Origin of the sequence: Streptomyces sp. NPDC086835 (genome assembly GCF_044745705.1) — a bacterium.
Lineage (GTDB): Bacteria > Actinomycetota > Actinomycetes > Streptomycetales > Streptomycetaceae > Streptomyces.
This window is the reverse complement of record NZ_JBIVAU010000002.1, coordinates 1,205,933-1,230,742: the sequence shown is the minus strand read 5'-3', so window position 1 is coordinate 1,230,742 and position 24,810 is coordinate 1,205,933. Positions and strand designations below refer to the sequence as shown.

At 71.0% G+C, this 24,810-nt stretch carries 17 protein-coding genes and 1 pseudogene; 5 read left to right on the top strand and 13 right to left on the bottom strand.

Going from position 1 to position 24,810, the window contains the following annotated elements; translation table 11 throughout:
- Positions 1-218: 218 nt before the first annotated feature.
- Positions 219-449, bottom strand: a pseudogene (locus ACIPJI_RS11625) (hypothetical protein); the annotation flags it as partial.
- Positions 450-601: 152 nt separating this feature from the next.
- Entirely contained in the window at positions 602-2,014 is a 1,413-nt protein-coding gene (proS, locus tag ACIPJI_RS11620) for a proline--tRNA ligase (RefSeq protein WP_356622240.1), read from the bottom strand.
- Between the two features lie 208 nt (positions 2,015-2,222).
- On the opposite strand from proS, the gene ACIPJI_RS11615 reads away from it, so the two are divergent.
- Positions 2,223-3,023: a methyltransferase domain-containing protein gene (locus tag ACIPJI_RS11615; RefSeq protein WP_356622241.1), complete on the top strand. Its 801-nt coding sequence runs from the start codon at positions 2,223-2,225 to the stop codon at positions 3,021-3,023.
- Positions 3,024-3,101: 78 nt separating this feature from the next.
- On the opposite strand, the gene ffh is transcribed toward ACIPJI_RS11615, so the two are convergent.
- The 5 genes from ffh to ACIPJI_RS11590 all read right to left on the bottom strand — a co-directional run bounded on the left by ffh (position 3,102) and on the right by ACIPJI_RS11590 (position 10,840).
- On the bottom strand, positions 3,102-4,655 hold the full coding sequence (gene ffh, locus ACIPJI_RS11610; RefSeq protein ID WP_307708512.1) for a signal recognition particle protein: 1,554 nt from the start codon (positions 4,653-4,655) through the stop codon (positions 3,102-3,104).
- Positions 4,656-4,880: 225 nt separating this feature from the next.
- On the bottom strand, positions 4,881-7,331 hold the full coding sequence (locus ACIPJI_RS11605; RefSeq protein ID WP_402245758.1) for a [protein-PII] uridylyltransferase: 2,451 nt from the start codon (positions 7,329-7,331) through the stop codon (positions 4,881-4,883).
- 28 nt (positions 7,332-7,359) lie between these two features.
- Positions 7,360-7,698, bottom strand: coding sequence for a P-II family nitrogen regulator (locus tag ACIPJI_RS11600; RefSeq protein ID WP_005311372.1), 339 nt, complete (start codon positions 7,696-7,698; stop codon positions 7,360-7,362).
- Positions 7,695-9,053 (bottom strand): ammonium transporter, encoded by a 1,359-nt coding sequence (locus ACIPJI_RS11595; protein ID WP_402245756.1) that lies wholly within the window; start codon positions 9,051-9,053, stop codon positions 7,695-7,697. The genes ACIPJI_RS11600 and ACIPJI_RS11595 overlap by 4 nt, the downstream gene beginning before the upstream one ends.
- Positions 9,054-9,367: 314 nt before the next feature.
- Positions 9,368-10,840, bottom strand: coding sequence for a hypothetical protein (locus tag ACIPJI_RS11590; protein WP_402245755.1), 1,473 nt, complete (start codon positions 10,838-10,840; stop codon positions 9,368-9,370).
- Between the two features lie 427 nt (positions 10,841-11,267).
- On the opposite strand from ACIPJI_RS11590, the gene ACIPJI_RS11585 reads away from it, so the two are divergent.
- A complete protein-coding gene (locus ACIPJI_RS11585; RefSeq protein WP_402245753.1) occupies positions 11,268-11,930 on the top strand; it encodes a bifunctional DNA primase/polymerase in 663 nt (220 codons plus the stop codon).
- Positions 11,931-11,997: 67 nt separating this feature from the next.
- Here ACIPJI_RS11585 and ftsY read toward each other — a convergent pair whose 3' ends face one another.
- A complete protein-coding gene (gene ftsY / locus ACIPJI_RS11580; RefSeq protein WP_402245752.1) occupies positions 11,998-13,221 on the bottom strand; it encodes a signal recognition particle-docking protein FtsY in 1,224 nt (407 codons plus the stop codon).
- A 168-nt stretch (positions 13,222-13,389) separates the two neighbouring features.
- On the opposite strand from ftsY, the gene ACIPJI_RS11575 reads away from it, so the two are divergent.
- Together ACIPJI_RS11575 and ACIPJI_RS11570 are read left to right on the top strand one after the other, a co-directional pair.
- On the top strand, positions 13,390-14,844 hold the full coding sequence (locus ACIPJI_RS11575) for a cytosine permease (protein WP_402245751.1): 1,455 nt from the start codon (positions 13,390-13,392) through the stop codon (positions 14,842-14,844).
- A 59-nt stretch (positions 14,845-14,903) separates the two neighbouring features.
- A complete protein-coding gene (locus ACIPJI_RS11570; RefSeq protein WP_402245749.1) occupies positions 14,904-15,875 on the top strand; it encodes an LLM class flavin-dependent oxidoreductase in 972 nt (323 codons plus the stop codon).
- A gap of 40 nt (positions 15,876-15,915) precedes the next feature.
- Here ACIPJI_RS11570 and ACIPJI_RS11565 read toward each other — a convergent pair whose 3' ends face one another.
- The 4 genes from ACIPJI_RS11565 to ACIPJI_RS11550 all read right to left on the bottom strand — a co-directional run bounded on the left by ACIPJI_RS11565 (position 15,916) and on the right by ACIPJI_RS11550 (position 22,197).
- On the bottom strand, positions 15,916-17,337 hold the full coding sequence (locus tag ACIPJI_RS11565; protein ID WP_307708504.1) for a sugar porter family MFS transporter: 1,422 nt from the start codon (positions 17,335-17,337) through the stop codon (positions 15,916-15,918).
- Between the two features lie 215 nt (positions 17,338-17,552).
- Positions 17,553-21,116, bottom strand: a complete 3,564-nt coding sequence (gene smc, locus ACIPJI_RS11560) for a chromosome segregation protein SMC (RefSeq protein WP_402245747.1) — start codon at positions 21,114-21,116, stop codon at positions 17,553-17,555.
- 189 nt (positions 21,117-21,305) lie between these two features.
- Complete coding sequence (locus ACIPJI_RS11555) at positions 21,306-21,524, bottom strand: hypothetical protein (protein WP_005311394.1); 219 nt, start codon at positions 21,522-21,524, stop codon at positions 21,306-21,308.
- Positions 21,525-21,915: 391 nt separating this feature from the next.
- The gene (locus ACIPJI_RS11550; protein ID WP_307708502.1) at positions 21,916-22,197 is read right to left on the bottom strand and encodes an acylphosphatase; all 282 of its coding nucleotides are present in this window, start codon (positions 22,195-22,197) and stop codon (positions 21,916-21,918) included.
- 137 nt (positions 22,198-22,334) lie between these two features.
- Between ACIPJI_RS11550 and ACIPJI_RS11545 the strand changes: the two genes are divergently transcribed.
- Positions 22,335-23,279: a CAP domain-containing protein gene (locus tag ACIPJI_RS11545; protein WP_402245746.1), complete on the top strand. Its 945-nt coding sequence runs from the start codon at positions 22,335-22,337 to the stop codon at positions 23,277-23,279.
- Positions 23,280-23,430: 151 nt separating this feature from the next.
- Here ACIPJI_RS11545 and ACIPJI_RS11540 read toward each other — a convergent pair whose 3' ends face one another.
- Positions 23,431-24,525, bottom strand: a complete 1,095-nt coding sequence (locus ACIPJI_RS11540; protein WP_402245744.1) for a YncE family protein — start codon at positions 24,523-24,525, stop codon at positions 23,431-23,433.
- Positions 24,526-24,810: the final 285 nt, after the last annotated feature.

Sequence of the window (24,810 nt, the reverse complement as noted above, 5' to 3'; positions counted from 1 at the left end):
GCCCCCCCCGCCCCCCGCCCCCCCCCCGCGGCGCCCCCCCCCCCCCCCCCCCCCCCCCCCCCCCGCCCCGCCCCCCCCGCCCCCCCCCCCCCCCGGGCGGGGGGGGGGGCCCCCCGCGCGGGGGGGGGCGGCGCCGCCCCGGGGCGGCGCCCCCCCCCCCCCCCCGGGCCCCCCGCGGGGGGGGGGGGGGCGGGCGGGGGGGGGGGGGGGCCCCCCCCCCCCCCCGCGGCGGCGATGCCGTGGACTGCTTCGTGAAGCAGTCGCTCGAAGGAGAGCTCGGCGCCGCAGGCGGACGAGGACTCTCCGATCAGGGATTCGGGCGCGGCAAGATCCGGCAGCTCGGGGTGGTGCCGCTGAATGTCGGCCCACGCCTGTGCCAGCTCTGCGGCGAGAACAGGTGGTGTCGTGCTCACGTCGTGATAACGAGCCGGACCGCCTGCGGGTTCCATTCCGGGCCATCCCAAATAATTTGCACGTACCAGTCAGTTGCCGTCACTTGCCGTTGATACGTCCTGACGAGGGCGGGTGCGTCGATCTGCGGAGGATCTTCACAGCTCCCACCAAGGTGGTACGTAGCGACGCACCCTGCCAGGCGGGGCCGTCAGTAGGCCCGGGCCACGATCGCGACAGTACCGGGCGCGTCGTCCGCGTCGGGCACCGACCCGTCCTCGGCCACGAGACAGCGCACCGAGACCGCCTGCTCCGCCAGCGTGGCCTCGCCCTCCTGCCCCAGCGTCGCCCACGGAATGCGGGCCCATCCGCCGGCGGCCGCCGCTTCCGCGGCCTCCTCGATGGTGCTGACGTCGCTCGTGCGCGACTCACGGCGGGACCGGGACTGCTCGAGCAGCAGCGCCTGGTCGTCCTCGAGGATCTTCGGCAGCAGCGCGGCGAGCGAGTCGAGGCCCACCGGCTCCTTGCCCCCGGGGATGCGACGGGCCAGCATCGCGGTGCCCGCCTCCAGGTCCCGCGGTCCGATCTCGATCCGCACCGGCACGCCCTTGAGCTCCCAGTCGACGGCGCGGCGGCCGAAGGGGGTGTCCACCCGGTCGTCGACCTGGACCCGCAGGCCGGCGGCCGAGAGCTGCCGGCCGATCTCGCGCACCTTGGCGACGGCCTCGTCGCCCTTGATGGCCATGACGACGACCTGGACGGCCGCGAGCCGCGGCGGGACGCGCAGGCCGTTGTCGTCGCCGTGGGACATGATCAGCCCGCCCACCATGCGGGTGGAGGTGCCCCAGGAGGTCTGCCAGACCAGTTCCTGCGAGCCCTCCTTCGACAGGTACTGGGTGTTGAACGCCTTGGCGAAGTTGGTGCCGAGCTCATGGCTCGTGCCCATCTGCAGGGCCTTGCCGTCGCCCATCATCCCTTCCAGGGTGAGGGTGTTGATGGCTCCGGCGAACCGCTCCCTGGGCGTCTTGCGGCCGAGCACCACGTCGATGCCGAGGACGTTGACCATGAAGTCCGCGTAGACGTCGCGGTGGATGTGGGCGGCGTAGTCCCTGGCGTCCTCGTAGGTGGCGTGGGCGGTGTGCCCCTCCTGCCATAGGAATTCGGTCGTCCGCAGGAAGACCCGGGGGCGCATCTCCCAACGGACCACGTTGGCCCACTGGTTGATCAGCAGCGGCAGATCCCGGTAGCTCTGCACCCATTTGGAGAAGTAGTCGTTGATGATCGTCTCGGACGTGGGGCGCACCACGACCGGCTCCTCGAGCTCCTTGCCCCCGCCGTGCGTGACCACCGCGAGTTCGGGCGCGAAGCCCTCGACGTGCTCAGCCTCGCGAGTCAGGTAAGACTGGGGGATGAAGAGCGGGAAGTAGGCGTTCTGAGCGCCCGCGGCCTTGATGCGGGCGTCCATCTCCTGCTGCATCCGCTCCCACAGGCCGTAGCCGTACGGTCGGATGACCATGGTGCCGCGCACCGGGCCGTTGTCCGCCAGTTCGGCCTTGTTGATCAGGTCCTGGTACCAGCGCGGGAAGTCTTCCGACTGGGGCGTGAGAACGGGTGCCTTTGCCATGGCGGGCATCGTACGGCGACACGGGACCTACACGTGAATCGGCCAGGTTGCCCGAGGTGCACGCCTCGGGGCGCAAGCAGTGCCGCACAACCCCTGGACGTGGGGACGCCCGCGCAGTTCTCTGGCATACGGGGAAGCGCGGATCGTACGCACACGGGGGCTGACCTTCAGGGTATTACCGACCTCTCGGCGGATTGGGGCGCTTTCGATGACACCTACGCTCGTCCAGCACCGACCCCACAAGGCGTCGGCGACCTCTGCGGAAGCCGGCACACGTGCCCGGGACTGGGCCGAGATCCAGGAACGCATGCTCGTGCCGCTCTACGAAGCGGTCTACGAACGCCTCGAGGTCGGCGCCGGTACACGGCTGCTGGCCCTGGGGTGCGGCTCCGGCCTCGCCCTGCTGATCGCCAGGACCCGCGGTGCCACGGTGACGGGCGTCGACACCGACAGCGACCGTCTCGCCCTCGCCCGGGAACGGATGGACGGCAGTCCGACGGCCCGGCTGGTGGACGGCGGACCGGGCGACGCGGGTGCCGCCCGCCCCGCCTACAACCTGATCACCGCTTTTCAGCCGATCGGGTGCAGCGCGGGTGACGCGGAGGATCTGGAACAGGCGCTCAAGGACGCGGTCGGTCTCATGGAGCGCAGGAGCCTCGTGGTGCTCACCGGCTGGGGTCCGCCGGAGCGGTGCGCCACGTCCGGGGTGCTGAGGGTGGCCGGGGAGCGCCGGCGTTCCGCCCACCGCGACGCCCTGGAGGACATCGCCGCGCGCGCGGGCCTGAACCCGGACGGCTCGGGCCGGGTGGCCTGCCCGTTCGGTTACGCGGACGTGGACAGCGCGGTGCGGGGCCTGATGTCGACCGGTCTCTACGACGCGGCTGTGCGCGAGACCGACCAGGCGCAGGTCGGGAAGGAGATCGCGGAGGCACTCCACGACCACCGGCGGCCGGACGGGACGGTCTGGATGCCCAACGTGTTCCGTTATCTGATCGCCCGGACACCCTGATGCCCTGACGCGCGTGCGACAAGGGCCCGCGACCGTGTCGGTCGCGGGCCCTTCCGCTGTTCCGGTGGGGGCTGTGAATCAGCCCATGAACTTCTTGAACTCGTCGGGCAGCTCGAAGTCCTTGCCCGGCTCGCCGGCCGGCAGCCCGAAGGCGCCGCCCTGCGCCGCCGCCTGCTCGCGCCGCTCCGCGGCTGCCTGCTCCTCGGCCTTGCGCTTCATCGGGTTGCCGCTCTTGCGCTTGCCCTTGGCCTGCTTCTGCTGCTTCTTCTGCCGGCCGGGGCCGCCACCCATGCCGGGCATCCCCGGCATACCGGGCATGCCGCCGCCCTGAGCCATCCGCGACATCATCTTGCGCGCCTCGAAGAACCGCTCCACCAGGCCCTTGACCGCACTGACCTCGACACCGGAGCCCTTGGCGATACGCGCGCGGCGGGAGCCGTTGATGATCGTCGGGTCCTGGCGCTCACCCGGAGTCATCGACTTGATGATCGCGGCCGTACGGTCCACGTCACGCTCGTCGATGTTGTTGATCTGGTCCTTCATCTGGGCCATGCCGGGCAGCATGCCGAGCAGCTTCGAGATGGAGCCCATCTTGCGGACCTGCTCCATCTGGGCCAGGAAGTCGTCGAGCGTGAACTCCTTGCCCTTGCTGCTCGCCAGCTTGGAGGCCATCTTGGCGGCCTCTTCCTGGCTGAAGGTCTGCTCGGCCTTCTCGATCAGGGAGAGCATGTCGCCCATGCCGAGGATGCGGGACGCCATGCGGTCCGGGTGGAACGCGTCGAAGTCGTCCAGCTTCTCGCCGTTGGAGGCGAACATGATCTGCTTGCCGGTGACGTGCGCGACGGAGAGCGCGGCACCGCCTCGGGCGTCACCGTCCAGCTTCGACAGGACCACGCCGTCGAAGCCGACGCCGTCGCGGAATGCCTCCGCCGTGTTGACGGCGTCCTGACCGATCATGGCGTCGACGACGAAGAGGATCTCGTCGGGGCTGACGGCGTCGCGGATGTCCGCGGCCTGCTGCATCAGCTCCTGGTCGATACCGAGACGGCCGGCGGTGTCGACGATGACGATGTCGTACTGGCGGGTCCGCGCGTGCTCGATCGAGTCCTTCGCGACCTGCACCGGGTCCCCGACGCCGTTGCCCGGCTCGGGCGCGTAGACGGCGACACCGGCGCGCTCCGCGACGACCGAGAGCTGGTTGACGGCGTTGGGACGCTGGAGGTCACAGGCGACGAGCAGCGGCGAGTGGCCCTGAGCCTTGAGCCAGAGACCGAGCTTTCCGGCGAGGGTGGTCTTACCGGCACCCTGGAGACCGGCGAGCATGATCACGGTCGGCGCCGTCTTGGCGAACCGCAGACGGCGGGTCTCGCCGCCGAGGATCGTGACCAACTCTTCGTTGACGATCTTGATGACCTGCTGGCTCGGGTTCAGAGCCTTGGAGACCTCGGCTCCGAGGGAGCGGGCCTTGACCTGCTTGATGAACTCCCGGACGACCGGGAGCGCCACGTCGGCCTCGAGCAGGGCGATACGGATTTCCCGGGCCGCGCCGTCGATGTCAGCCTCGGACAGGCGTCCCTTGCCCCTGAGGTTCTTGAAAGTCGCGCTGAGGCGGTCGGAAAGCGTATCGAACACGGTGGTCGCGATTCCTCGGGTCGGGGCCTGGTGGTCGCCCCAAGGGTATCGGGCGTCGGAACATTCATGCCCCCGCCCGCCGTAACGGGCGGACGGAGGGCGATCCCCGCAGCGACGGGGAGCAGGTCTCGGCTCCGAGGACCCCCATGAGCTCCTCCGGGCCATCCCTTGCCCTGGCGGGGAGCACGCCCTGGTCAACGAGCGGCCGAGCCGCCCGTCACCCCCTCACCGCAGCGCCTCCTCCACGCTCTTCGCCAGCGCCGCCGCCTCCGCGTCGCCGAGCGGAGAGCCCGCCTCGTCCGTCACGTACAGCGTGTCCACGGCGTTCGCACCGAGCGTCGAGACGTGGGCGCTGCGGACCCTGACCGCCGCCCCCTCCAGGGCCCGCCCGATCCTGTGCAGCAGGCCCGGGGCGTCGTGGGCGCGGACCTCGATGACCGTGGCGAGGCGCGATCCGGCCGCGGCCACCGTCACCCGTGGCGGAGGCGCCTTGACGCCCCGCCGCCGGGGATAGGCGGCCTCCCGCTCCGCGAGGCGGCCACGGATGTCCAGTGAGCCGTCCAGGGCGCGCACGAGGTCGGCGCGGAGCCGGGACGCCTGCGGCAGGGAGCCGTACTCGGCGGCGACCCGCCAGTTCAGGACCAGGACGGCCCCGTCCCCCACTTCGCTGGGCAGGTCGATGGCCCTGAGGTCAGCGGCACGGACGGTGAGGCGGTGCAGCGCGAGGACCCCGGCGACCGCGGGCAGCACGCCCGGCTGGTCGGGCAGCGCGATGAGCAGTTCGACGCCGACGGGTTCCGGCCCGCCGTCCTCGGCCGGGGCCTCCGGCTGGGCGTGCAGGGCGAGGACGGGTTCGCCGGTGCGCAGGGCCTCGATCGCCAGGCGTTCCTGCTCGGCGCTGGGGGCCGCCTGGTCGTCCGGCTCGGCCGGGGCGTCGCCGGCGAGGACCGCCGCCACCCGCCTGACCAGGTCGGCCACGAGGGAACCGCGCCAGGAGGACCAGGCCGCCGGGCCGGTGGCCAGGGCGTCCGCCTCAGTGAGGGCGTGCAGCAGCTCCAGGGTTCCGGCCGAGCCGACGACGGAGGCCACGGAGGCGACCGTCGCGGGGTCGTCCAGGTCGCGCCTGGTCGCCGTCTCGATGAGCAGCAGGTGGTGGCGGACGAGGGTGGCGATGACGCCCACGTCCGCCCGGTCGAAGCCGATCCGGGTGGCCACGTCGCGGGCGATGGTCTCGCCGGCGACCGAGTGGTCGCCCGGCCAGCCCTTGCCGATGTCGTGCAGCAGCGCGGCGACGAGCAGCAGGTCCGGGCGGCCGACGTGCCGGGTCAGCTCCGACGCCTTGACCGCCGTCTCGACGAGATGCCGGTCGACGGTCCAGGTGTGCACGGCGTTGCGCTGGGGCCGGCACCGGACCCGTTCCCAGTCGGGGACGAGCCGGGTGATCAGCCCCTCGGCCTCGAGGGCCTCCCAGACGGGGACGGTCGGCTCCCCCGCGCCGAGCAGTGTGACCAGCTCCTCGCGGGCCTCCGCGGGCCAGGGCACGGGCAGCGGACCGGCGGTCATGGCCTGGCCGAGGCGCCGGACGGCGTGCCGGGAGATCGGCAGGCCGGACTGGGCCGCGGCGGCGGCGGCGCGGAGCGGGAGGACCGGGTCGCGCTCGGGGCGTGCGGTACGGGCGAGGACCACTTCGCCGTCGAGTTCGACGACGCCCTCGGCGAGCGGGGTGCGCTCGGGCTGCGGGGGCCGCCCACCCAGCATGGCCCGGAGCCTCGGCCGCACGGCGCGGGAGCGCAGGACCCGGCTGACCTCCCGCCAGGTGACGTCGGTGGCGTACGAGACCGTCCGCGCGGCCTCGTACACCTGGCGCAGCAGGGCGTCGGCGTCGAGGAGGCCGAGCTCGGCCGCGACCTGGTCCTGTTCCTGGAGGGCGAGCCGGTCGGTGGCGCGTCCGGTGGTGAGGTGGAGCGCGTCGCGGACATCGAGGAGGACGCGGCGGGCTTCCGCGAGCCCTTCGCGGGGGGCGTCGGCGAGCCATGAGGCGGCTACCGCGCGGAGCGCGGTGACGTCCCTCAGTCCGCCTCTGGCCTCCTTCAGATCGGGCTCGAGGAGGTACTGGAGCTCGCCCTGCCTGGCGGCACGCTCACGGCAGAGTTCATCGAGTTCGGGCAGCCGCCGAGGGGCCTGGTTGCGCCAGTCGGCGAGCACGGCGGTACGCAGGGACGCGACCAGCCCGAGGTCACCGGCGACGGGCCGGGCATCGAGCAGCCCGAGCTGCACCTTGAGGTCCTCACCCGCGGTCTTCCGGGCCTCCGCGGGCGTACGGACGGAGTGGTCGAGGGCGAGGCCGAGGTCCCAGACCGGGTACCAGATCCGGTCGGCGATCGCGGCGACGGCCGCGGGGGACGCGCTGCCGTCGTGGAGCAGCAGGAGGTCGAGGTCGCTGCGCGGGGAGAGTTCGCCGCGGCCGTAGCCGCCGACGGCGACGAGCGCCGCGCCCCGGACGCCCTGTTCCAGCGCCGCGGCGGCGAAGAGGGCGGACAGCCATTCGTCGGTCAGCTTCGCCAGGGCCGCACGGCGCGGCGGCCCGGACCGCTCCTTCTCGGTGAGAAGGAGCAGCCGGGCCGCCGCATAGCCGCTGGGTCCGTCTTCCGTTTCTTCGGTCACGTCCAGGCTCACCCAGCAGCTCCCTTGTCCGTGTTCGCTCTTACAGGGCGTCGGGGCCGCGCTCGCCGGTCCGGACCCGGACCGCCGTGTCGACCGGGACGCTCCACACCTTGCCGTCGCCGATCTTTCCGGTGCGGGCGGCCTTGACGATCACGTCGACGAGCTGTTCGGCGTCGTCGTCCTCGACCAGCACCTCGATGCGGATCTTGGGGACGAGGTCGACGGTGTACTCCGCGCCGCGGTAGACCTCGGTGTGGCCCCGCTGCCGGCCGTAGCCGCTGGCCTCCGTGACCGTGAGGCCCTGGACACCGAAGGCCTGCAGGGCCTCCTTGATCTCGTCCAGCCGGTGCGGCTTCACGACTGCGGTGATGAGCTTCATGCGTCCACCTTCTTGTTCTGTCCAGCGCCTGCCACAGCGTCCACGGCGGGGGGTACGGCCTTGCGGGAGCCCGTTCCGCCGCCGGCGCCGCTGAAGTCGTACGCGGTCTCGGCGTGCTCGACCTGGTCGATGCCGGAGACCTCGATGTCCTCGTCCACCCGCATGCCGATCGTCTTGTCGAGGACGAAGGCGAGGATCGCGGAGACGACCAGGGAGTAGGCGAGCACCGCGAAGACACCGATGGCCTGCTTGCCGAGCTGCTCGAGGCCGCCGCCGTAGAAGAGGCCCTTGACCTCGGACTGGACGCCGCCGGTGGCGAAGAGGCCGACCAGCAGGGATCCGACGATACCGCCGACGAGGTGGACGCCGACGACGTCCAGGGAGTCGTCGTAGCCGAACTTGAACTTCAGACCGACGGCCATGGCGCACAGCAGACCGGCGATGGCACCGACGGCGATCGCGCCGAGCGGGGAGACGGCGCCGCCGGACGGGGTGATCGCGACGAGGCCGGCGACGGCGCCGGACGCGGCGCCGAGAGTGGTGAAGGCGCCGTGACGGATCTTCTCGTACGCGAGCCAGGCGAGCATGGCGGCGGCGGTGGCGACCTGGGTGTTGACGAACATCACCGCGCCGACGCCGTCGTCGTTGCCGAGCCACGAGCCGGCGTTGAAGCCGAACCAGCCGAACCACAGGAGACCGGCGCCGAGCATGACCAGCGGGAGGCTGTGGGGGCGCATCGGGTCCTTCTTGAAGCCGACGCGCTTGCCGATGACGAGGATCACGCCGAGAGCCGCGGCACCGGCGTTGATGTGGACGGCCGTGCCACCGGCGAAGTCGATGACGCCCATCTCGAAGAGCCAGCCGCCCGCGCCCCAGACCCAGTGCGCGACCGGGAAGTAGACGACCGTGGCCCACAGGGTGATGAACAGGGCCCAGGCGGTGAACTTGACCCGGTCCGCGAGGGCGCCGCTGATCAGGGCGGGTGTGATGATCGCGAACATCAGCTGGAAGACGGCGAAGACGTACACCGGGATGGTGTAGCCGTCCCACAGCTCGGTGATGCCGATGCCGCTGAGACCGACGTAGTCGGAGCTCCAGCCGATGATCGAGCCGGAGTCGGTGCCGAAGGCAAGGCTGAAGCCGTACAGCACCCAGAGGATGGTGACGATCCCGAGGCTGATGAAGCTCATCATCAGCATGTTCAGGGTGCTCTTGACCCGGACCATGCCTCCGTAGAAGAAGGCCAGTCCCGGGGTCATGAGCATCACCAGGGCGGAACAGATGAGCATGAACCCTGTGTTGGCGGCAGACAGCTCAGGGGCGTCTGCGGCAAGGGTCGAGATGCCTGGGGGCATCGGCGTCTCCTCGTCGTCGTGCGGCCGCGTGCGGGCGGAGCCAGTGCGGTGGAGGGGCGGGCCGGACAGCCCCTTTGCGCCATGAGGTTGGCGCAGCGCCGTTTCCGCAGATGCCGCTCGATGTTTCGCGGCCGTGACGAAGAGGTCCGGCGTGTTACGCCGTCATGAACAGGGTGATCGCCCGCGGTCACCGAGAGTATCCTCTGCCCACATCGGAAACCGGCCGCGACACTCACCCGGATGACTTGGCACGGGGGGAGCCGAGTCGGGCAGTTCGGGGTGGGTGTCGCGGCCGGGGTCCGAGGTGCCGCCGGTCAGACCGCTTCGGCGGTCTCGGGCAGCTGGGCGGTGAGCAGGTCGGTGAACTGGACGACTTCGGCGACGTCGCCGAAGTCCCTGGCCGCCGTGTCGACGGTCTTGCGCAGCCGGGTGTTGACCCGCTCGGAGCGGACCCGCTTGGCGACCGTGAGCGCCTCGCCGGCCAGGGCGGTGGCTTGTTCGGGCTCCCTCTTGAGGAGGTGGACCGTGGCCATCCCGACCAGGTTGAGTGCGTACGACCGCTGGTGCTCGTCGTCCTGCCGGAAGAGCTCCACGGCACGCTCCATGACCGGCTCGGCGAGCGACGCGTAGGTGGGGCTGCGGCCCGCCACATAGGCGAGGTCACGGTAGGAGTGGGCGTTCTCGCCGTTGAGCTCGGCCTCGGAGAAGAAGCGGATCCAGTCGGGCTCGGGTTCGGTGTCGAAGCCGATGTCGGCGAAGGTGTCCTCGGCCATCCGCACGGCCCGCCGGCACTTGCTGGGCTGGCCCATGTTGGCGTAGGCGCGGGCCTCCATCGCATACAGCATCGCCTGGGTGCGCGCGGTGGCGCAGTCGCGACTGCCGTACTGGGCGAGGTGGATGAGTTCGAGGGCGTCGTCGGGCCGGCCGAGGTGGATCATCTGCCGGCTCATGGAGGACAGGACGTACGAGCCGAGCGGCTTGTCACCGGCTTCCTTGGAGGCGTGCAGCGCGAGGACGAAGTACTTCTGCGCGGTGGGCTGAAGGCCCACGTCGTAGCTCATCCAGCCGGCGAGCTCGGCCAGCTCGGCGGCGCACTTGAACAGGCGCCGCAGGGTGGCGGGGGGCTGTGGCTCCTGGAGCAGGTCGGTGACCTCGTGCAGCTGGCCGACGACGGCCTTCCTGCGCAGGCCGCCGCCGCACTGGGCGTCCCACTGGCGGAACATCGCGGTGGTGGCCTCGAGCAGGTCGAGCTCCGGCCCCGACAGCCGGCCGCCCCTGCGGGTCGTGGCGGGCGCCTCCTCCGCGGCCTCCGCGACCGGCGTGGGGACGAGCCAGCGCTGCATGGGCTCGACGAGGGCGGACCCCGCGGCGAGCGAGAGCGAGGTGCCGAGGAAGCCGCGGCGCGCGAGCATCAGGTCGCTTCTGGAGAACTCGCTGAGCAGGGCGACGGTCTGGTCACCGGCCCAGGGCAGGTCGACGCCGGACACGGAGGGCGCCTGGTGGGCGGAGCGCAGGCCGAGGTCCTCGACGGCGACGACGCTGCCGAAGCGCTCGGAGAAGAGCTCGGACAGGATCCGGGGGATCGGCTCGCGCGGCTGTTCGCCGTCCAGCCAGCGGCGCACCCGGGAGGTGTCGGTGCTGATGTGGTGTGCGCCCATCTGCCGTGCCCTGCGGTTCACTTGGCGAGCCAGCTCGCCCTTCGACCAGCCGCTGCGCATGAACCAGGAGTTCAGCTGTTCGTTGGGGCGCTTGCCGGTGTTCGTACCGTCTGCGCCGCTGCCGCTCACTGGAAAGCTCCCATCCGCCGAAGCCTCATCGCCCGAACCCGTACCAGAATGCCGCCTGTTGCGGCCTCCTGTGACCGGCTTGCACCCGTCGAACAGAGAGACGGGTTGCCTCCGGCATACCCGGAAGCGGACTGCAATTGCAGGTCGATGCACCGACGGTAATCCTACGATCACGCCCCCAGCGAGTGGGATTGCAGAATCGCCACCATTCGCCACCCCTCCGAGTGAACCCACTTGCCGCCAGGCGCGATTCACTTGACAGGCGACAATCAGCACCCGATGGAGCGTTGCGCGTGCAGGCGCGCGCCGCGCTCCGCACTCCCCCACACGCCTCCGCACCCCGCCGACACCCCGACCGGGGGCGACGGAGAGTCACTGAGGGACTTCGAGTCGTAACCACCGGCGAGCAGGACCCGTTGGAGGGGGCATGGGCTTCACGATCGGCGGCACCCGAGGGATCAGTCAGATCCGGGTCGGCTCCCGGCGCCGCGGGCGCGCGACAGAGGCCACAGCGGTGGCCGAGTACACCGGACTGTGGGGCTGGGCGGTGGTTCCCGGCGCACGGGCCGCGGCGGGCAAGTGCTCCTGCGGCAGGGCACAGTGCGAGGCGCCGGGAGCGCATCCCCTCGGCTTCGCGCTCGAGGTCCCGGCCGGCGCCACGCTCGACGAGGCCGGCAAGGCCTGGGCGGATGTGCCCGGGGCATCGCTGCTGCTGCCGGTCGGCCGGAGCTTCGACATCCTGGACGTCGCCGCACCGGCGGGCCGCCGGGCCCTGGTGCGCATGGAGCGCATGGGCCTGCCGCTCGGCCCGGTCACGGTCACACCGGACGGCCGCTGCCAGTTCTTCGTGGCTCCCGGCGCGGCGGCCGAGCTGCCCCGGCTGCTGTACCGGATGGGCTGGGACGACGCCGATCTGGACCTGCGCTGCCTCGGCCCCGGCGACCACATCACCGCGCCGCCGTCCGACCACGGCGGACTGGGCCCCGTCCGGTGGCTGCGGCCCCCGTCCCTGGACACGGCGGCGACCCCGCCGGAGGCCCGGCTGCTGCTCGGCACCCTGGCGTACATCTGCCACCGCAGCCGGCCCTGACACCGAGCACGAGAGCGCCCGGCCGTCCCGTGACGGCCGGGCGCTCTCATTCGCGCGGAAGGTGCGCTCAGTCGCCGATCAGGGCGTCGACGAACGCCTCGGGCTCGAAGGGGGCGAGGTCGTCCGGGCCCTCGCCCAGACCCACGAGCTTGACGGGCACGCCCAGCTCGCGCTGGACGGCGACGACGATGCCGCCCTTGGCGGTGCCGTCCAGCTTGGTCAGCACGATGCCGGTGATGTCCACGACCTCGGCGAAGACCCGCGCCTGCACCAGACCGTTCTGGCCGGTGGTGGCGTCGAGGACGAGCAGGACCTCGTCCAGCGGGCCGTGCTTCTCCACGACCCGCTTCACCTTGCCGAGCTCGTCCATCAGGCCCGTCTTGGTGTGCAGCCGGCCGGCGGTGTCGATGAGTACGACGTCCGCGCCCTCGGCGATGCCCTCCTTGACCGAGTCGAAGGCGACCGAGGCCGGGTCACCGGCCTCCGGGCCCCGCACGGTGCGGGCGCCGACGCGCTCGCCCCAGGTCTGCAGCTGATCGGCGGCGGCGGCACGGAAGGTGTCCGCGGCGCCCAGCACGACCGAACGGCCGTCCGCGACGAGAACGCGGGCGAGCTTGCCGGTGGTGGTGGTCTTACCGGTGCCGTTCACCCCCACGACCATGACGACTGCGGGCGTGTCGAGACCGCTCTCGGTCTTGACCGCGCGGTCGAAGTCGGTGCCCACGAGGTGCAGCAGCTCCTCGCGCAGCAGGGTGCGCAGCTGCTCGGGCGTACGGGTGCCGAGCACCCTCACTCGCTCACGCAGCCGCTCGACGAGCTCCTGGGTGGGGGCGACGCCGACGTCGGCGGTGAGGAGCGTGTCCTCGACCTCCTCCCAGGTGTCCTCATCGAGGTGCTCACGCGAGAGGAGCGTGAGGAGCCCCTTGCCGAGCGAGTTCTGTGAACGGGCGAGACGGGCGCGGAGCCGGACGAGCCGGCCGGCGGTCGGTTCCGGGATCTCGACGGCGGGCGCGGGCGCCTCCGCGACGACCGGGTCCTCGACGGCGACGGGGGTTTCGACGGCCTCATCGGCCGTCGGAAGGTCGACCTCCTCGATGGTGCGGCGGGGTTCCTCCCGCGGCGTCTCCGCCTCGTCACCGACGTGCGGTTCGGCGGGCGGAGCAGTGATGGTCGGCGCGGCCGGCGGCGCCTGCGGCGGCAGCTGCTTCTTCTTGCGGCTGCTGACCACGAGGCCGCTGATCGCGCCGATCGCGACCAGGGCGATGACTACGGCAAGGATGACGATTTCCATAACCCGTCCAGTATCGGCCACGGCCGCGCACACAGAAGAGGTCAGAGGATCACACAAAGGCGGGCTCACCCATTTGGACGTTATGAGGTGTTCGTACGATGCTTGTGGCTTTCCGGTTTCTCCGGCAGCCCCCACCGGCGTCCCCCCACCCCGTACGGAGCCACTTCCATGCCCCACGCCTCCGAGTCAGAAGGCGCGATAGAGACCCGCGGCCTCGAACCCGTTCCCGACGCGGAGCGCACCGGCCGCGTCCGGGAACTGTTTCCCACCTGGGTCGCCGCCAACATCAGTGTGCTGCTGCTGACGATGGGCGCGGGACTGGTCGTCTTCAACGGCCTGAACTTCTGGCAGGTGCTGACCGTCGCCGTCGCCGCGCCCGTCCTCTCGTACGGGCTCGTGGGCCTGATCTCCGTCGCGGGCAAGCGTGGGGGCTCACCCGGCATGGCCTTGTCCCGCGCGGTCTTCGGGCAGCGCGGGAACCTCTTCCCCGGCTCGCTGATCTGGGTCGCCCGCTGGGGCTGGGAGACGATCAACGCGGTCACCGGGGCGTATGCCGTGCTCACCGTGCTGGACCTGCTCTTCGGGATCCGGAGCAGCACGGCTCTGATCATCACGACCCTGCTGCTCTTCGTCGCCTGCACCTTCCTCGTCTCGGGGCTCGGCATCAACGCCCTCCAGGTGTGCAGCAAGTGGTCGACGTACCTGTTCGGCGCGTTCAGCGTGCTGGTTCTGATCTACCTGGTCGCGAACACCGACTGGTCCGCCGTCTTCGACAAGCCGGCCGGCTCGACGGCGATGATGGTGGCGGGCATCGGCACCATCGCCGCGGGCGGCATCAGCTGGGTCCCGTCGGGTCCGGACTTCACGCGCTACCTGCCGGGCACGGCCTCCGGCCGGGCGATGGTCGGCGCCACCGTCGGCGGCGCGGGCGTCGTCGTTCTCCCGATGGTGCTGATGGGCGCCGTGATGGCGGTGTCCACACCGGACCTGGCGAGCGCCCAGGACCCGGTCGCCTTCATCGGCGAGATCCTGCCGATGTGGCTGGCGGTGCCGTACCTGCTGATCGCCCTCGTCGGCATGCTGCTGATCAACTCCATGTCGATGTACTCCGCCGGTTTCACCGCGCAGACCCTGGGCGTGAAGGTGCCCCGCACCTGGGCGGTGAGCGTGAACGCCGTGATCAGCCTGGTCTTCGGCTTCCTGCTGATGGTGGTGGCCACCAGCTTCATCGGCTCCTTCATCTCGTTCCTGACGCTGCTCGCGGTGGCCTTCTCCGCGTGGATCGGCGTCTTCGGCGTCGACATGCTGCGGCGGCGCACGTACGACGGTGCGGCGCTGATGGACACCACCCGCACGAGCGCCTACTGGTACCGCGGCGGTTTCGCCTGGCAGGCGATGGTGTCGTGGGCGTCGGCGCTGGTGGTGGGGCTGCTGTTCACCCGGGTCGACTGGTTCGCGGGTCCGCTCGCCTCGTCGTGGGCCGGCGAGAACGGCCTGGGCTGGGCGGTGACGATCCTGGTGGCCGCGGGCCTGTACGCGGTGCTGCCGCGCACGGGGACGACGGCCCAGGCGGACCCGGCGCCCGCGGCCCTCGAAACCGAGCCCGAGACCCTGTCCATCTGACGCCACGTCAGCTAACGTCCCCCTTCGCCGTTCCCACATCTGGCGGAGGGGGACTTCCCATGGCCTTCACGGTTGCCCGGTTCAACATGGTCGACCCGGCCGCGACACCCGAGACCCTCGCGGCGCGCTACCGCGCGGCCCTGGAGATGGCCGTGTACGCCGACGACCGCGGCGTCGACACGGTCCAGACCGAGGAGCACCACGGCGCCGGGAACAACTGGCTGCCGTCGCCGCTGGCCTTCGCCGGCGCCGTCCTCGGCGCCACCCGCCGCATCGCGGTCACCGTGTCGGCGGTCATCGGCCCGCTGCACGAGCCGCTGCGGATGGCCGAGGACATCGCCGTGCTGGACCTGATCGGCCAGGGCCGGCTGGTGACCGTGGCGGGGATCGGCTACCGGCCCGAGGAGTACGCGCAGCTCGGCGTCGACTGGAGCAGGCGCGGACAGCTCCAGGACGAGCTGCTGGAGACACTGCTGGCCGCCTGGACCGGCGAGAGCTTCGTATACCGGGGCCGTACCGTGCGGGTCACCCCGCGCCCGTACACCCAGCCGCATCCCGTGCTGATCGTCGGCGGGTCCTCCCGGGCCGCCGCGCGCCGGGCGGCCCGCTTCGGGCTCCCGTTCTTCCCCAGCGCCCACCTGCCGGAGCTCGAGGCGTACTACGAGGAGCGGCGGGCCGAGTACGGGACCGACGGCTTCTGCATGATGCCCGCGGAGAAGACGACGCTGCTGCACGTGTCGGAGGATCCGGACCGCGCGTGGGCGCTGTACGGCGAGCACTTCCTGCACGAGGCGCGTACGTACGCGTCCTGGCAGTCGCCGGACATCCGTTCCGCGGTGCGGTCCGCGGCCGGGACCGTCGGGGAACTGCGCGACGAGGGCGTCTACCGGATCGTGACCCCCGACGAGTGCGTGGCACTGGGCGCTGAGAGCCTGGTGCTGCATCCGCTGTGCGGGGGCATGCCGGTGGACGAGGGGTGGCGCAGCCTTCAGCTGCTGTGCGAACACGTACTGCCCCGGCTCACGCGCTGAGCCGGGGCAGTTTCCGTGACGAGGAGAGGGGCAGCGGGGATTAGCCCATCTCCTCCAACGCCTTGCCCTTCGTCTCCTTGACGTACCTCAGTACGAAGGGGATCGAGAGCACGGCGAAGACCGTGTAGATCACGTAGGTGCCGGACAGGTTCCAGTCCGCGAGGCTCGGGAAGCTGGCGGTGATCGCCCAGTTGGCGATCCATTGCGCGGAGGCGGCGACGCCGAGGGCGGCGGCGCGGATCCGGTTCGGGAACATCTCGCCGAGGAAGACCCAGACGACGACGCCCCACGAGAGCGCGAAGAAGAGCACGAAGACGTGGGCGGCGATCAGCGCCACGACACCCTGGGTCTCCGGCAGCTTGCCGTCGACGAGGTCGGCGGAGAAGGCCCAGGCCTCGAGGGCCAGCGCGATCGCCATACCGGTGGAGCCGATGAGCGCGAGCGGCCGGCGGCCGATCCGGTCGACCAGCACCATCGCGATCACGGTCCCGATGATGTTGATGATCGACGTGGTGAACGAGTAGAGGAAGGAGCTGGACGGGTCGACGCCCACCGACTGCCACAGGGTGGCCGAGTAGTAGAACGCGACGTTGATGCCGACCAGCTGCTGGAAGACCGACAGGCCGATGCCGACCCAGACGATGGGCAGGAAGCCGAAGCGGCTGCCGAGCAGGTCCTTGAAGGAGGACTTGTGCTCCCGGCGCATGGCGAGCTCGATCTCGCTGACCCGGGCGTCCAGGTCGATGCCCTTGCCCTCGACCTCGGCGAGGACCTCCTTGGCCCGGCCGACCTTGCCGACCGAGATGAGGAAGCGCGGCGACTCCGGGATCGCGAAGGACAGCAGCCCGTACAGCACCGCCGGGACGACCATGACGCCGAGCATCCACTGCCAGGCCTCGATGCCGGCGATCTCTCCGCGCTGATCGCCGTCGGCGATCTGCAGGATGCCGTAGTTCACCAGCTGCGACACCGCGATGCCGATGACGATCGCGGCCTGCTGGAACGAGGCCAGCCGGCCGCGGTAGGCGGCGGGAGAGACCTCGGCGATGTAGGCCGGGCCGATGACGGACGCCATGCCGATCGCGAAGCCGCCGATGATCCGCCACATGGCGAGGTCCCAGAGCGCGAACGGGAGCGCGGAGCCCACGGCGCTGAGGGTGAAGAGCACGGCGGCGATCTGCATACAGCGGATGCGGCCGATGCGGTCCGCGATACGGCCTGCGGTCGCGGCGCCGACGGCGCAGCCGATCAGCGCGACGGCGATGACCTGCGCGAGGGTGCCGGAGCCGATCTCGTAGCGGTGCCGGATGGCCTCGACGGCGCCGTTGATGACGGAGCTGTCGTAACCGAAGAGGAAGCCGCCCATCGCGGCGGCGGCCGTGATGAAGATGACATGCCCGAGGTGGTCGGGGTGGGCCGCGCGGGCCCCTGATGCCGGTGGCGGCTGCTCAGTGCTGGTCACGTGTACTCCTGGGGCCGTCCGGCAGCACCGCCGGACGTGGGGGGCGAGCCCTACAAGTGGGGCACAAGTTCGGGGGGCGCACCACTTGAAGGTAAAAGCGACGTTGCAGAGACTATGCCTTCAAGTTTCGAAGTCAATACCCTGATCCAAATCAGTGAGAGACCTCCCAGGGAAGCATTTGCTTCAAGTCTTGAAGAGTTGGGCTCGCCCACGCCTCAGCGGAGGCGCTGGCTGATGACCTTGGAGACGCCGTCGCCCTGCATCGACACGCCGTACAGCGCGTCCGCGACCTCCATCGTCCGCTTCTGGTGCGTGATCACGATCAGCTGCGAACTCTCCTGGAGCTCCTGCATGATCCGGATCAGCCGCTGGAGATTGGTGTCATCGAGCGCCGCCTCGACCTCGTCCATCACATAGAACGGACTCGGCCGGGCCTTGAAGATGGAGACCAGCATCGCCACGGCGGTCAAGGACCGCTCCCCGCCCGACAGCAGCGACAGCCGCTTCACCTTCTTCCCGGGTGGCCGGGCCTCCACGTCCACGCCTGTGGTGAGCATGTTGTCCGGGTCGGTCAGCACGAGCCGCCCCTCACCGCCCGGGAAGAGGCGGGAGAAGACGCCCTCGAACTCACGGGCGGTGTCCCGGTAGGCCTCGGTGAAGACCTGCTCGACGCGTTCGTCCACCTCCTTCACGACCTGAAGCAGGTCGGCCCGGGTCTTCTTCAGGTCCTCGAGCTGCTCCGACAGGAACTGGTGGCGCTCCTCCAGCGCCGCGAACTCCTCCAGAGCGAGCGGATTCACCTTTCCGAGCTGCTGGTACGCCCGTTCGGCCGACTTCAGGCGCTTTTCCTGTTCCGCGCGGACGAAACGCCTTGGCTGGTTCCTGGGGTGCTCCGGGTCCTCCGGGAGCTCCTCGCCCTCGGCCGGCGGGGACGGGGGCACCAGCTGGTCGGGGCCGTACTCGGACACCAGGCCGGCCGGTTCCACGCCCAGCTCCTCCAGCGCCTTCGTCTCCAGTTGCTCGATCCGCAGCCGCTTCTCCGCGCCCAGCACCTCGCCGCGGTGCACCGAGTCGGTGAGCTTGTCCAGTTCGGCCTTGAGGTCGCGGCCCGTGCTCCGGGCGGCGGTCAGCTCCCGCTCACGCTCGGCCTTGGCGGCCTCGGCCGCGGCCCGCTCCGCCTCCGCCCGCACCAGCGACACCTCGACATGCGCCAGCAACTGCCGGGCGCCGGCCGCGACGGCCGCCGCCACCTCGGCCTCGTGGCGCATCCTGGCGCGCCGCTGCTCCGCGCGCGCACGCGCCTCACGCTCGGCGCGCGCTCCCCGGTCGAGCGCGTCCGCGCGCCCGGCCAGGCCCTTGACCCGCTCCTCGTGCGTACGCACCTGGAGACGAGCCTCCATCTCCGTCTGTCGCGCGTTGGCGCCGTCGGCGGCGAGCCGGTCCCGTACGTGGGTGTCGGGCTCCTCCTCGGCCGGGGCCTCCTCCGCGACGAGCAGCCGCTCGGCCAGCTCCTCGGCCTCCTCGGCCGCCCGCTCCAGCGCCTCCTGGGCCCGGGCGGCCGCCGCTGCGGTCCGCTCCGCCTCGCCCGCGGCACCACGGGCCTGACCGGAGAGACGGCCGAGCCTGCCGGAGACCGCCGACTTCTCCCGGTCGGCGGCGCGCCTGCGCTCCCCCAGCTCCTCGACCAGCGACGCGCATTCGGCACGGCGGACGGTGGCCTGCTGCTGTGCGGCCGCCAGCTCCTCGCACTGCCGCGCCAGGTCCTCGAGCTCGGCCGCGGCCTCGTCGACGGATGCCTGGACCTCGAGCAGACTCGGCGCCCCGGCGGACCCGCCCTGCGCGAAGTGCGACGCGAGCACGTCGCCCTCCGCGGTCACGGCGGTGAGTCCGGGCCGTGCGCCGACCAGGTCCTCGGCGTCCTCGAGGGTTCCCACGACCACGGTCGTGCGCAGCAGCCTGCGTACGGCAGGCATCAGTTCCTCGGGCCCCCGGACGAGGTCCGCGGCGCGCCTGCCCTCCGCTCCGGACTGGGCCGGCTCAGGATCGTCGGCGGCAAAGGTGGCGGAGGCGAGCAGCAGGGCCGCCCTGCCGCCGTCCTGTTTGCGCAGCAGACGGATCGCCTCTGCCGCGGTGGACGCGTCGGTGACGGCCACCGCGTCCGCCGCCGCTCCCAGCGCCGCCGCTACGGGGATCTCGTATCCGGGCGTCACCGTGAGCAGTTCGGCCGCCGGGCCGAGCAGGCCCGCGAGACGGTCACGGGCTCCGAGCAGCGCGCCGGTCCCGTCCTTGCGCCGCAGGCCCAGCGCGAGCGCCTCGCGTCGCGCCGCCACCGCGGCGCGCTTGCGCTCCGCCGTGGTGAGCGCCTCACGGGCCTCGCTCAGCGCGGCCTCCGCGCCGGCCAGTTCACGCTTGGCCGCGTCGTGCCGGTCGGCCAGCAGGGAATCGTCGGAGTCCAGCGCGTCGACCTCGGCCTTGAGCTGCTCGTACTCCTCCTGCGCGGCGACGGCCCGCTCCTGCGCCTCGTCACGGGCGGCGGCCAGCCGGTCGATCTCGGCCTGGGCGGACGCGGCGCGCGAACGGGCCGCGTTGACCTGGCCACTCAGCCGGGCGAGCCCTTCACGCCGGTCGGCGATGGCGCGCGCCACGTCCTTCAGGCGGCGTTCCTCGACGGCGAGCTCGCGCTCCAGTTCGGCGCGGTGCGCGACGGTGTCCTCGAGGGCGCGTTCCGCCGCTTCGAGAGCGGCCTCCAGCTCCGCCTCCTGCTCACGGATGCGGGCGGCCTCACGCTCCATGTCCTCCGGATCACGGCCGCGCCTCTCCTCCGCCGGCTGCGCCGTCGCGCTCTTGACGCGGGCGTCGGCCAGGGAGATCGTGCCGCGCACCCGCTCGGCGAGCTGGGAGAGCTCGTACCAGCTCTGCTGGGCGCGCTGGAGCCGCGGTGCGAGCCGCCGCACCTCGTCCTCCAGGTCCGCCTCGCGGGCGAGCGCCGCCTTGAGCTCGGCCTCTGCCGCCTCCTTGCGCTGCTTGAGAGCGGCCTCGTCGGCGACCTCGGTGCGCAGCGCCTCCTGCATCCGTACGAGGTCGTCGGCGAGCAGCCGGAGCCGGGCGTCGCGCAGGTCCGCCTGGATGACCGCTGCCCTCCTGGCCACGGCCGCCTGCCGTCCCAGTGGCTTGAGCTGGCGGCGCAGTTCGTCGGTGAGGTCCTGCACCCGGGCGAGGTTGGCCCGCATCGCGTCCAGCTTCCGCAGCGCCTTCTCCTTGCGCTTGCGGTGCTTGAGGACGCCCGCCGCCTCTTCGATGAAGGCCCGCCGCCCCATGGGATCGGCGTGCAGGACCGAGTCGAGCTGGCCCTGGCCGACGATGACGTGCATCTCGCGCCCGATGCCGGAGTCGGAGAGCAGTTCCTGGATGTCGAGCAGCCGGCAGGTGTCGCCGTTGATCTGGTACTCGCTGCCGCCGTTGCGGAACATGATCCGCGTGATGGTGACCTCGGCGTACTCGATGGGCAGGGCCCCGTCGGAGTTGTCGATCGTCAGGGAGACCTCGGCCCGCCCCAGCGGCGGCCGACCGGTCGTCCCGGCGAAGATGACGTCCTCCATCTTGCCGCCGCGCAGGGACTTGGCGCCCTGCTCACCCATGACCCAGGAGAGCGCGTCCACGACGTTGGACTTGCCGGAGCCGTTGGGACCCACGACGCACGTGATGCCGGGCTCGAACCGCAGGGTGGTGGCCGAGGCGAACGACTTGAAACCGCGCAGGGTCATGGCCTTGAGGTGCACGCCCCCGGACTCTACCTTTCGGTCGCGGTTTCACCCATGAAGGTGCAGGGCAGATCAGACGTTGAAGGAAACACATCAAGAACAGCGGGGGGCGAAGGACGGGGCAGGGGCGGAAGCGGAAAAGAAAGAAGGGACGCCGAGGGCGTCCCTTGCATATCTTGCTGCGCGATGCCCTGGCGGACGCCGTGCTCAGGTGAGCGCGGGCTCCGCCCGAGGTACGTCGATGTCCATACCTTCGAGCAGCGACTCTCCGGGGTGCTGAGCGACGGCGGCGTTGAGCGCGTCATTCTCGGACTGGATCCGTACAAGCTCGGATTCGAGGTCCTGGACGCGCTGCTGAAGCCGTCGCATCTCGGCGAGGAGTCGCGGGTCGGAACCGCCGACGTAACCGAGAAGCGCCTTTGCCATGATGGATGGTCCTCCACACTGAGTGACCGACCGAAGCGGTGTGGGTCGTGAGGGATTCGCACCCGCGGTGCTCGGCAGTCCTGGTTCTACTGCTTGCCGTGCTGCGGTTCTTGACTGCCGAACAGCTGAGGTGCGCGGGGCTTCCAGAGTCTCACCAAAAAGTTTGACGGTCAACACGATCACACCCCGTATCGACGGGCGGCCCGGGGGCATACGGCCGCTGAAGAGTGCGGCGTGCCTGACCTGCGGGGCCCTGGGGGCGTGACGATCATCTTTCCTGGCGCAGCCTGGCAGAGCAAGCCCTTCTCGGCAATCACCTGGGGTTTTTGCCGGCGGCCGGCCCTTCCGGGAGCGGCGGGAGGCCGCCGGAGCGGGCTCGGCAGGACATCCGTCAGCGGATGGCGAAGTCCGGGTAGCCACCGCGGGGCGTGTCCCAGATCTCAGTGACTCCGTCGACGCGGCCGGGTGTGTCGTCGGAGCGAAGCCACTCCAGCAAACGGTGGCAATTCTCACGTGGTCCTTCGGCCACGACCTGCACCCTGCCGTCGTCCAGATTGAGGGCGAAGCCGGTGAGTCCGCCGATCTCCAGAGCGTTTGCCCTGGTGAACCATCGGAAGCCCACTCCCTGTACTCGGCCGCGTACCCAGGCGGTCAGCCGTGCGGTGTCGTTCATGGCTGCACGGTAACCGGCCGATTGCTTCTGCATCACTTCGGCCCCGGGCCGCATGGCGTACAGTCCGGACGCAATCAGCATCACTCGTACGGGTGAGTCCGTTGACGTTCGACGTCGCGCACCAGGAGGCACAGCACATGGGTCGCCACCGACGCTCGGCCCCCGCGCCGGCCGTAACCGATCATGCGGCAGACACGGCAGGCAGGCACCGTGGCGGTGCACGCCGTAAGAAGGGCCTGCCCGTACGCACCGGACTTCTCGGGGCCTCCGCCGCCATGGCGGTCGGCGTCGTGGTCGTCACGACCGGCGTCCTGCCCGGCGGCGATGACAAGCACACCGTGGGCGCGGGCTCCGACGTCCGGACCGAGATGCGCACCGAGGTGCCGTCGCGGCTGCAGGCCCAGGGCGATGCGAGCGCGAACCCCTCCGTGAGCCCTTCCGTGAGCCCTTCCGTCTCTCCGAGCCGCAGCGCGGAGCCGTCGAAGAGCCCCTCGAAGACGGCGTCCCCGAAGCCTTCCGAGACGTCGAAGCCGGCGGAGCCGTCGAAGAAGCCCGTGTCGCCCAAGCCCTCGGCGACGCCGTCCAGGGAAACGACGAGCCCCGCGACGACCAGGAAGCCGGCCCCCGAGCCGACCCGCGAGCAGACGCGCACCCCGGAGCGCACGGTCGCACCGTCGAAGACGGCCGTCCCGGACACGTCGGCCGCCGCTTCCGCGGAGGCCGACGTGATCGACATGGTCAACAAGGAGCGCGCGAAGGTCGGCTGCAGCCCGATGAAGGCGAGCGGCACCCTGTCCGACCTGGCCCGCGCGCACAGCAAGGACATGGCGGCGCGCGGATTCTTCGACCACACCAACCCCGACGGCGAGACGCCGTGGGACCGTGCGGAGCAGGCCGGCGTGAGCAGTCTTGGCGGCGAGAACATAGCCCGCGGCCAGGCCGACGCCGAGGCGGTCATGAACTCCTGGATGAACAGCGAGGGACACCGCGCGAACATCCTGAACTGCGACTTCACGACACTGGGTGTCGGTGTGCACATGGCCGACGGCGGCCCGTGGTGGACGCAGAACTTCAGCTACTGAGATTTCCGCAGGTCAGCGACCTGTCAGCTTCCCTGGGCCGTCTCGGGGCCGTTATCGGCAACCGAGGCGGCCCGGACTGTGTCCACGGAGCAGCAGCGGGGGTGCCCAGAAGACCTGGACACCCCTTCCGATTTCGCGGCTCTGTCTGTCGTCAGTCGCAGGGGCCGCTACACGTGCCCCCTCGGGCCGCGTTCAGGATGGCCACCCCGGTCGGGGTGTCGCCGGCGTGGATGGTGCCGACCACCTCGTCGGTCTCGGTATTGATCACCGAGATCGTGTCGGACGCGGAGTTGGTCACGTAGACGCGGGCGCGGGACGGGTCCGCCGCCGCCCTGGCCGGTTCGTCGCCGACCGTGAGGGTGTCGACCACCGTGTTGGTCCCGGTGTTGATCACCGTCACCGTGTCATCGTCGAAGTTGACCACGTAGGCGCGGGCACGGGCCGGGTCCACCGCGATCCCTGTCGGGCCGGCGCCGACGGGGATGGTGGTGAGCACCGCGTTCGTGTCGGTATTGATCACCGACACCGAGTTGCCGAACTGGTTGATCACGTAGGCGCGGGCACGGCGAGGGTCCACGGCCACGTCGAACGGGCCGTCGCCGACGGGGACGGTGGTGAGCACCGTGTTCGTGTCGGTGTCGATCACCGACACCGTGTCGTCTTCTCTGTTGGCCACATAAGCGCGAGCGCGGCTCAGGTCCAATCCCACCCCGATGGGGCTTACGCCGACGGGGATGGTGGTGAGCGCCGCGTTCGTCTCGGTGTTGATCACCGACACCGAGTCGTCGCCCGCGTTCGCCACGTAGGCGCGGGCGCGGCCCGGGTCCACCTCCACGTCGAACGGGGCGTCGCCGACGGGGACGGTGGTGAGCACCGTGTTCGTGTCGGTGTCGATCACCGACACCGAGTCGCTCTCGCGATTGACCACGTAGGCGCGGGCGCGACCGGGGTCCACCTCCACGTCGATCGGGGTCTCTCCGACGGGGATGGTGGTGACCACCGTGTTCGTGAGGGTGTTGATCACCGTCACCGTGTCGGCGTCGAAGTTGGTCACATAGGCGTGGCTGACGGTCTTGGGGGGCTTGGGCTTGGCGACTGCCGTCTGCGGGGTGACGCATGCCAGCAGTGCGGCGGACACTGCTGCCAGGCCCACCAGCCACGCCCGGCGGCCGCGCCACGACTGCACCGGTCCACCCTTCGTACGCCGGGCCGGCGTGCACTCGTGACTGTCTTGGGTTACGGGCATCGGATCTCCTGAACGACTGTTGCGCGTAGGGGCCGGTACGGTCCCCCCGCTGGCAGCCGGCCGCAGTAGCATCCTCAGCGTGGTGCCGTGCCCTTCGCCAGACAGGCGTGGCGAACGGGTCTGCACCCGCGCCGATCGGTCCTGGCCTGCCCTTTCACCTGGCGGCAAAGAAGGCGACCGCCCAGGAACAGCCGCACAGAGGCCGCCGGGAGTTACCCATCACCGCCGCCGACGAGGGCACCGTCCGCCGGGTGATGGACAACGCGCAACAGCAGCCGGCCGCCA